7 protein-coding genes are annotated in these 7,198 nt (G+C 69.4%); 5 read left to right on the forward strand and 2 right to left on the reverse strand.

Annotated features, from left to right (window positions below):
* The first annotated feature begins 99 nt into the window (after positions 1-99).
* The 5 genes from RMP09_RS16540 to htpX all read left to right on the forward strand — a co-directional run bounded on the left by RMP09_RS16540 (position 100) and on the right by htpX (position 5,376).
* The gene (locus tag RMP09_RS16540; RefSeq protein WP_310567084.1) at positions 100-1,020 is read left to right on the forward strand and encodes a LysR family transcriptional regulator; all 921 of its coding nucleotides are present in this window, start codon (positions 100-102) and stop codon (positions 1,018-1,020) included.
* Positions 1,021-1,088: 68 nt separating this feature from the next.
* Positions 1,089-2,126 (forward strand): dihydroorotase, encoded by a 1,038-nt coding sequence (gene pyrC / locus RMP09_RS16545; protein WP_310567085.1) that lies wholly within the window; start codon positions 1,089-1,091, stop codon positions 2,124-2,126.
* Positions 2,127-2,132: 6 nt separating this feature from the next.
* Positions 2,133-2,912: a DUF3025 domain-containing protein gene (locus RMP09_RS16550; RefSeq protein ID WP_310567086.1), complete on the forward strand. Its 780-nt coding sequence runs from the start codon at positions 2,133-2,135 to the stop codon at positions 2,910-2,912.
* 53 nt (positions 2,913-2,965) lie between these two features.
* Complete coding sequence (locus tag RMP09_RS16555) at positions 2,966-4,354, forward strand: glutamine synthetase family protein (RefSeq protein ID WP_310567087.1); 1,389 nt, start codon at positions 2,966-2,968, stop codon at positions 4,352-4,354.
* 155 nt (positions 4,355-4,509) lie between these two features.
* Positions 4,510-5,376, forward strand: a complete 867-nt coding sequence (htpX, locus tag RMP09_RS16560) for a protease HtpX (protein ID WP_310567088.1) — start codon at positions 4,510-4,512, stop codon at positions 5,374-5,376.
* 170 nt (positions 5,377-5,546) lie between these two features.
* On the opposite strand, the gene RMP09_RS16565 is transcribed toward htpX, so the two are convergent.
* Both RMP09_RS16565 and RMP09_RS16570 read right to left on the reverse strand, forming a co-directional pair.
* A complete protein-coding gene (locus RMP09_RS16565; RefSeq protein ID WP_310567089.1) occupies positions 5,547-6,290 on the reverse strand; it encodes a glycine zipper 2TM domain-containing protein in 744 nt (247 codons plus the stop codon).
* A gap of 140 nt (positions 6,291-6,430) precedes the next feature.
* On the reverse strand, positions 6,431-7,198 hold a 768-nt coding region (locus tag RMP09_RS16570; protein WP_409559745.1), incomplete at its 5' end, for an NAD(P)/FAD-dependent oxidoreductase.

A 7,198-nucleotide genomic window follows, 5' to 3' on the forward strand; every position in this document is an offset into this window, starting at 1 on the left:
TCAGCTGCAGGAGCAGCGATTCTGGGACCGGTGTCGAATTCCTTCAACTGCAACGTGGCACCATACAGTTTCATATTAATGAAACATAGGCGGTGAAGCATGGCGCATCCCAAGGCCTGGCTGGGGCAGGTGGGTGACACCGACATCCGGCTGCTCAAGGTGTTCAAGGCGGTGGTCGACTGCGGTGGCATGGCGGCGGCCGAACTGGAGCTCAACATCGGCCGCTCCACCATCAGCCGCCACGTGAAGGACCTGGAGCAGCGCCTGGGGCTGGTGTTGTGCCGGCGCGGGCGCGGCGGCTTCGCGTTGACCGACGAGGGCCGGCGGGTGCACGCCGACACCCTGCAACTGCTTGATGCGCTGGAGTCCTTCCGCACCCACGTCGGCCAGATGCACGGCGAGCTCACCGGCACGCTGCGCCTGGGGCTGTTCGACAAGACCGTGACCAACCCCGCCGCGCGCATCGACCGCGCCATCCGCGCCTTTCGCGAGCGGGCGCCGCAGGTGCGGCTGGACCTGACGGTGGGGGCGATCAATGTGCTCGAACCCGCGGTGATCGACGGTCAGCTGCAGCTGGCCATCGTGCCCGACCACCGGCGTTCGCAAAGCCTGAACTACGCGCCGCTGTTCCCCGAGCAGATGCGCCTGTACGGCGGGCGGGAGCACCCGCTGTTCGGGCGCGCGCGGGTGGGGCTGGACGACCTCCGCGCTGTGGAGTTCGCCGGGCTGGCCTTCCATTCCCCCAACATGGAGGTGACGCGCCGCTTCGGGCTCAAGCGCAGCGCCGTGGTCAACGACCAGGAGGCGGTCGCGCTGCTGGTGCGTTCGGGCCGCTACGTGGGCTTCCTGCCCGAGCATTACGCGGCGCTGTTCGAGGCCCAGGGCGAGATGCGGCGCCTGGGCCCGGCGGACGTGGGCTATGTGGTGGACTTCGTCGCGGTGACGCGCGGCCCCTCGTCGACCTCGCGCCTGACGCAGACCTTCCTGCAGTGTCTGCTGGCGGCCCACGCCCCAGCCTGAAGCGCCGCAGGCCGGCCGACGAGCCCGGGGGCCATGGGACAATTCGGGCGACCCTAGGAACCGATGCCATGAGCCACGACACCCTGACCCTCACCCGCCCCGACGACTGGCACCTGCACGTGCGCGACGGCGACGCCCTGCGCACCGTGGTGCCGCACACCGCAGCCCAGTTCGGCCGCGCGATCATCATGCCCAACCTCAAGCCGCCGGTGACCACCGCGGCCCAGGCCCTGGCCTACGCCGAGCGCATCCGCGCCGCCGTGCCGGCGGGCGTGGCCTTCGAGCCGCTGATGACGCTGTACCTGACCGACAACCTGCCGGCCGACGAGATCGCCCGCGCCAAAGACGCCGGCGTGGTCGCCGTCAAGCTCTACCCGGCCGGCGCCACCACCAACAGCGACGCGGGCGTGACCGACATCCGCAAGACCTACCAAACGCTGGAAGCCATGCAGAAAGCCGGCGTGCTGCTGCTGGTGCACGGCGAAGTCACGTCGCCGGACATCGACCTGTTCGACCGAGAGGCCGTCTTCATCGAGCAGCAGCTTGAACCCCTGCGCAAGGACTTCCCGGGCCTGAAGATCGTGATGGAGCACATCACGACGAAGGAAGCGGCGCAGTACGTGGCCGAGGCCGGCGCCAACCTGGGCGCGACCATCACCGCCCACCACCTGCTCTACAACCGCAACGCCATCTTCACCGGCGGCATCCGCCCGCACTACTACTGCCTGCCGGTCCTGAAGCGCGAAACCCACCGCCAGGCCCTGGTGGCCGCGGCCACCGGCGGCAACGCCAAGTTCTTCCTGGGCACCGACAGCGCGCCGCACCCGGCGCACCTGAAGGAACACGCCACCGGCTGCGCCGGCTGCTACACCGCCCACGCCGCGATCGAGATGTACGCCGAGGCCTTCGACGCCGCGGGCGCGCTCGACAAGCTCGAAGCCTTCGCCAGCTTCCACGGCCCGGCCTTCTACGGCCTGCCGCGCAACACCGGCACCATCACCCTCCAGCGCGAAAGCTGGACCCCACCGGCAAGCTTTGCCTTCGGCGAAGCCGAGCTCAAGCCGCTGCGCTCGGGCGAAGCGCTGCCCTGGAAGCTGGTGGTCTGAACGGCGATGTGCTGCGTTCCGGCCGATGGCCCGACCACCTGGCCCGCACCCGACTGGGCGCAGCTCTGGAACGCCCCTTTCGCTGACGACGGCGCGGCGGTGCGCGCGGCGTGCGAGCAGGGCGTGCCGCTGCCGCAGGCGCTGACGCAGCGCATCGACGCCGCCGGCCCGCGCTTTGTGCCGCAGGCCGAGCTGCCCGAGGGCATGGCCTATGAGCAGTTCATCTTCGACACCGGCGGCGTGCCCACGCGCGATGGCCTGCACGACTTCTTCAACGGGCTGGTGTGGGCGCGGTTCCCGGCCACCAAGCGCCTGCTCAACCGCCTGCAGGCGGCCGAAATCGCCAAGGCCGGCGTGGGGCAGGTGCGCGGGCCGGTGCGCGACGCGATCACGCTGTTCGACGAAAACGCCGTGCTGCTGCAGGCGCCCGACGAACTGTGGGACGCCCTGCTGGCGCGCGAGTGGTCCCGGCTCTTCGTCGAGCTGCGGCCCCTGTGGGCGCAGGCCCGGCTGGTGCTGTTCGGCCATGCGCTGACCGAGAAGCTGGTCGCGCCCTACAAGTCCATCACCGGCCATGTCTACCGTGCGCCGGTGCCGCTGGCCTTGGGCGCCGACCTGACCGCCTGGGACGGCTGGCTGGCCGCACGCCTGACGGCCGCCGAGCTGGCGAGCAAGCCCTTCACGCCGCTGCCGGTGCTGGGCGTGCCGGGCTGGTGGCCGGCCAACGAAGATCCCGCTTTTTACGCCGATGCCGGCGTGTTTCGCCCCCCGCGCGTGCCGGCCTGAGGCGCGTGGCGCTGTCGGGCGAAGGCGCCTCTGTTTGTTTTGCTGGACAACCCATGACCTTGCCCGTTTCACCTTCCTGGTCTCACCTCAACCTGTTGCAGGACGCGGACCGCGCCACGCTCGCCGCGCACTTCCGCGAGACCGGCGTGCGCGACGTCGAATGCCTGTTCGCCGACGTCACCGGTTACCCGCGCGGCAAGCTCATGCCCGCGGCCAGCTTCGCGGCCGGCACCGAACTGCGCATCTGCCAGGCCATTCCCATGCAGTGCGTGACGGGCGCGTACAGCTACGACCCGGTGTTCCCCGACAGCGACCCGGACGTGCGCCTGGTGCCCGATCTGGCCACGCTCAAGCGCTCGCCCTGGGCCAGCGTGCCGCGTTACCTGGCGGTGCACGATGCGGTTGAAATGGACGGCAGCTTGTGCGAGTTCGCGCCGCGCTCGGTGCTGAAGAACGTGGTCGCGCGTTATGCCGCCCAGGGGCTGCAGCCGGTGGTGGCGCCCGAGATCGAGTTCTACCTGACGGCCGCCATGACCGACCCGACGCAGCCGCTGGACTCGCCCACGGGCAAAGGTGGCCGGCCCGAGGTCGGCCAGTCCGCCTTCAGCCTGAACGCGCTCAACGAACTGGCGCCGTTCTGGGACGCCTTCCACGCCGCCATCGACGGCCTGGGCATCCGCGCCGACACCTGGCTGCACGAGGTGGGCGAGAACCAGTACGAAATCAACCTGCAACACGGCGACCCGGTGGCGGTGGCCGACCAGGCTTTTCTGTTCAAGACCGCTGCGCGCGAGATCGCGCTGCAGCACGGGCTGAACGCCGTCTTCATGGCCAAGCCCATCGCCGGGCAGGCCGGCAGTTCCATGCACCTGCACCAGAGCGTGGTGGACGCGCAGGGCCGCAACGTGTTCAGCAACGCCGACGGCTCGGCCAGCGAGGCTTTCTTTCACTACATCGGTGGCCTGCAGACCTACACGCCCGACCTGATGCTCATCTACGCCCCCACCGTCAACAGCTACCGCCGCTACGTGGCCGGCAGCCAGGCGCCGACCAATGTGCAGTGGGGTTACGACAACCGCACCGCCGGCCTGCGCGTGCCGGTCAGCGGCGCGCCGGCCGCGCGCCGGGTGGAAAACCGCCTGGCCGGCGCCGACGCCAACCCCTACCTGGCGATGGCCGCCACGCTGGCCGCCGGGCTGGCGGGCATGCAGGAGCGCCTGCAGCCCACGGCGCCGCTGGAGGGCAACGGCTACGACCAGGCGCGGGGCCTGCCGCGAACTTTTGACACGGCCCATGCACAAACGGCGGCGAGTGCCCACGCGCCGCGCCTGCTGGGCGAGCGCTTCGTGCGCGGTTACCTGGCGGTCAAGGCGCTGGAGCACGACCACTATCTCAGCGAAATCAGCGCCTGGGAACGCCGCTACCTGCTGCCGCAGGTCTGATCCGTGTGCAGGAATGCTCTTGTTTTTTCGAAAGACAAGCCCATATTGTTCCCGTTACCATGGCGGCGTTCGCGTGTCTCGACGGAACCGCCGGTGCGCATTGAACGTGTAAACGCGCACAGTCTGCCAGGCACCTTCACCCCACAGGAGATCTCATGAAACGCATTCTTTTATTTGTGCTGACCAACTTCGCCGTGATGGCGGTGCTGATGGTCACCACCCGCCTGCTCGGTGTGGACCGCTACCTCACGGCCAACGGCTTGAACATGACGGCGCTGGCCGGCTTCTCGCTGGTCATGGGTTTCGGCGGCGCCACCATCTCGCTGCTGATGAGCAAGACCATGGCCAAGATGAGCACCGGCGCGCAGGTGATCGAACAGCCGCGCAACGCCGACGAAGCCTGGATCGTGGACACCGTGCGCAAGTTCGCCGACAAGGCCGGCATCGGCATGCCCGAGGTGGCCATTTACGACGGCGCGCCCAACGCCTTCGCCACCGGCGCCTTCAAGAACAGCGCCCTGGTGGCGGTGTCCACCGGCCTGCTGCAGAGCATGACCAAAGAAGAGGTCGAGGCCGTGATCGGCCACGAGGTGGCCCACGTGGCCAACGGCGACATGGTCACCATGACGCTGATCCAGGGCGTGATGAACACCTTTGTGGTGTTCCTCAGCCGCGTGATCGGCTACGCGGTGGACAGCTTCCTGCGCAAGGGGGACGACCGCAGCGGCCCCGGCATCGGCTACATGATCACCACCGTCGTGCTGGACATCGTGCTCGGTTTCGTGGCCGCCATCATCGTGGCCTGGTTCAGCCGCCAGCGCGAATTCCGTGCCGACGCGGGCGCCGCGCAACTGATGGGCCGCAAGCAGCCCATGATCAACGCCCTGGCCCGCCTGGGTGGCCTGACCCCGGGCGAGCTGCCCAAGACCATGGCGGCCATGGGCATTGCCGGCGGGCTGGGCAAGCTGTTCTCGACCCACCCGCCGATGGAAGAGCGCATCGAAGCACTGCAGAAGCTTTGATCCCCCCGCGCCGCGTCGCGTCACCCCCCCAAGGGGGCGATGCGTGCGGCCTGGCAGAGCCAGTTCCGCCGCATCCTGGACGCAGACACGCGCTCCGGATGCATGAGGGCTGAAGAGTTTCCCAAAAAAAGAAGCGCCCCGCGGGGCGCTTCTTTCATTTCAGGGGGTGATCAGTGGCGGACCCACTTGTCGCCGCCACGGTCATCGTCGCGGTTGTCCCAGCGGTCATCCCGACGGTCGTGGCGATCGTCACGCCGATCATGACGGTGCTCCCAGCGGTGGGCGGGGTAGCGGTCGTTGATGTAGACCACGCGTGGCGCCGGCACGTAGGTGGTGCCGACCTGGATGCGCGTGACCACCGGCGCGGTGGGCACGTATTCCACCCGGGGTTGCGGCACGTACCGCACCGGCGGGGGCGGCGCGGCTTCCACGGGGGTGACGCTCAGGCGCACGAAGCGGCCGGGGTCCTGCGGCATCTGCGTGCGGTACTGGCGGCCGGCGTATTCGTAGGTCACGTCGTAGGCCACGGTGCGGTTTTCGTAGAAGGTCTGCGTGCCGCACTGCTGCACGGTCTTGGTGTGGGGCTGGCTGCCGCCTTCGATGCGGTCGCCCACGATGGCGCCGCCCATGAGGCCGATGACGGTGGCCAGCGCACGGCCGCTGCCGTTGCCGATGGCGTTGCCCATCGCGCCGCCGGCGATGCCGCCGATCAGCGCGCCGGCGCCGGACTTCTGGCCCGGCACGGTGACGGTCTGGTCGCTGCACACCTGGCGTGGCACCGCCACCTGTTGCACCACCGGGGTGCTGCTGATGACGCGGCCCTGTTCGTCCTGGGCCTGTGCGAGGCCCGTGCCGGCCAGGGCGAGCAGGCCGGTCATCACGGGCAGGAGGGCGAGGGTCTTCGGGGTTTTCATGGAAAGCTCCGGTGTTGAGGAGCCTTCAGCATGCCGGCCGACTGTCAAGCCATGGTGCAGCAAATGTAAAACTTCGTGCGGTCGCGGCGGGGTGTGCGCTATCGCACAGCCGACCGCCCGATCGGCCACGCCGGCCGCCGTCAGCGCAGGTCGGGCGGGGCGTGCTGGCCGCTCGCGTCGCTGGCCAGGTCCAGCACATCGCGCGCCACGGCCTCGGCCACCTTGATGCCGTCCACCCCCGCCGAGAGAATGCCGCCCGCATAGCCCGCGCCTTCGCCGGCCGGGAACAGGCCGCGCGTGTTCAGGCTCTGGAAGTCCGCGCCGCGCGTGATGCGCAGCGGCGAACTGGTGCGGGTCTCCACGCCGGTGAGCACCGCGTCGCGCATGTCGTAGCCCTTGATCTTGCGGCCGAAGGCGGGAATCGCTTCGCGCATCGCTTCAATGGCGTAGGCCGGCAGGGCCGGGGCCAGGTCGCCCAGCTTCACGCCTGGTTTGTACGAGGGCTGCACCTCGCCCAGTGCACGGGACGGCTGACCGGCCACGAAGTCGCCCACCAGCTGGCCAGGCGCCTCGTAGGTGCCGCCGCCCAGGGTGTAGGCGCGGGCTTCGAGCTGGCGCTGCAGCACGATGCCAGCCAGCGGGTGGGTCTGCCCCTGCGCGGCCAGGGCCTGGGCCTGGGCGGCGTAACGCGCACCGTCGGCCTCGCCGAAGGCGGCGGTCCACAGCGGTGCGTCTTGCGGAAAGCTCTGCGGGTAGTCAGCCAGGTCGATGCCGACCACCACGCCGGCGTTGGCGTTGCGTTCGTTGCGCGAGTACTGGCTCATGCCGTTGGTGACCACGCGGCCGGGTTCGCTGGTGGCGGCCACCACCGTGCCGCCCGGGCACATGCAGAAGCTGTAGACCGCGCG

Origin of the sequence: Hydrogenophaga sp. (assembly GCF_031426985.1) — a bacterium.
Classification (GTDB): Bacteria; Pseudomonadota; Gammaproteobacteria; order Burkholderiales; family Burkholderiaceae_C; genus Hydrogenophaga.

What these genes read in the sequence shown, in the direction of transcription:
- RMP09_RS16540 (WP_310567084.1), top strand. Translation starts at nt 100, where the DNA reads ATGGCGCATCCCAAGGCCTGGCTGGGGCAGGTGGGTGACACCGACATC.
- pyrC (WP_310567085.1), top strand. Translation starts at nt 1,089, where the DNA reads ATGAGCCACGACACCCTGACCCTCACCCGCCCCGACGACTGGCACCTG.
- RMP09_RS16550 (WP_310567086.1), top strand. Translation starts at nt 2,133, where the DNA reads ATGTGCTGCGTTCCGGCCGATGGCCCGACCACCTGGCCCGCACCCGAC.
- RMP09_RS16555 (WP_310567087.1), top strand. Translation starts at nt 2,966, where the DNA reads ATGACCTTGCCCGTTTCACCTTCCTGGTCTCACCTCAACCTGTTGCAG.
- htpX (WP_310567088.1), top strand. Translation starts at nt 4,510, where the DNA reads ATGAAACGCATTCTTTTATTTGTGCTGACCAACTTCGCCGTGATGGCG.
- RMP09_RS16565 (WP_310567089.1), bottom strand. Translation starts at nt 6,290, where the DNA reads ATGAAAACCCCGAAGACCCTCGCCCTCCTGCCCGTGATGACCGGCCTG.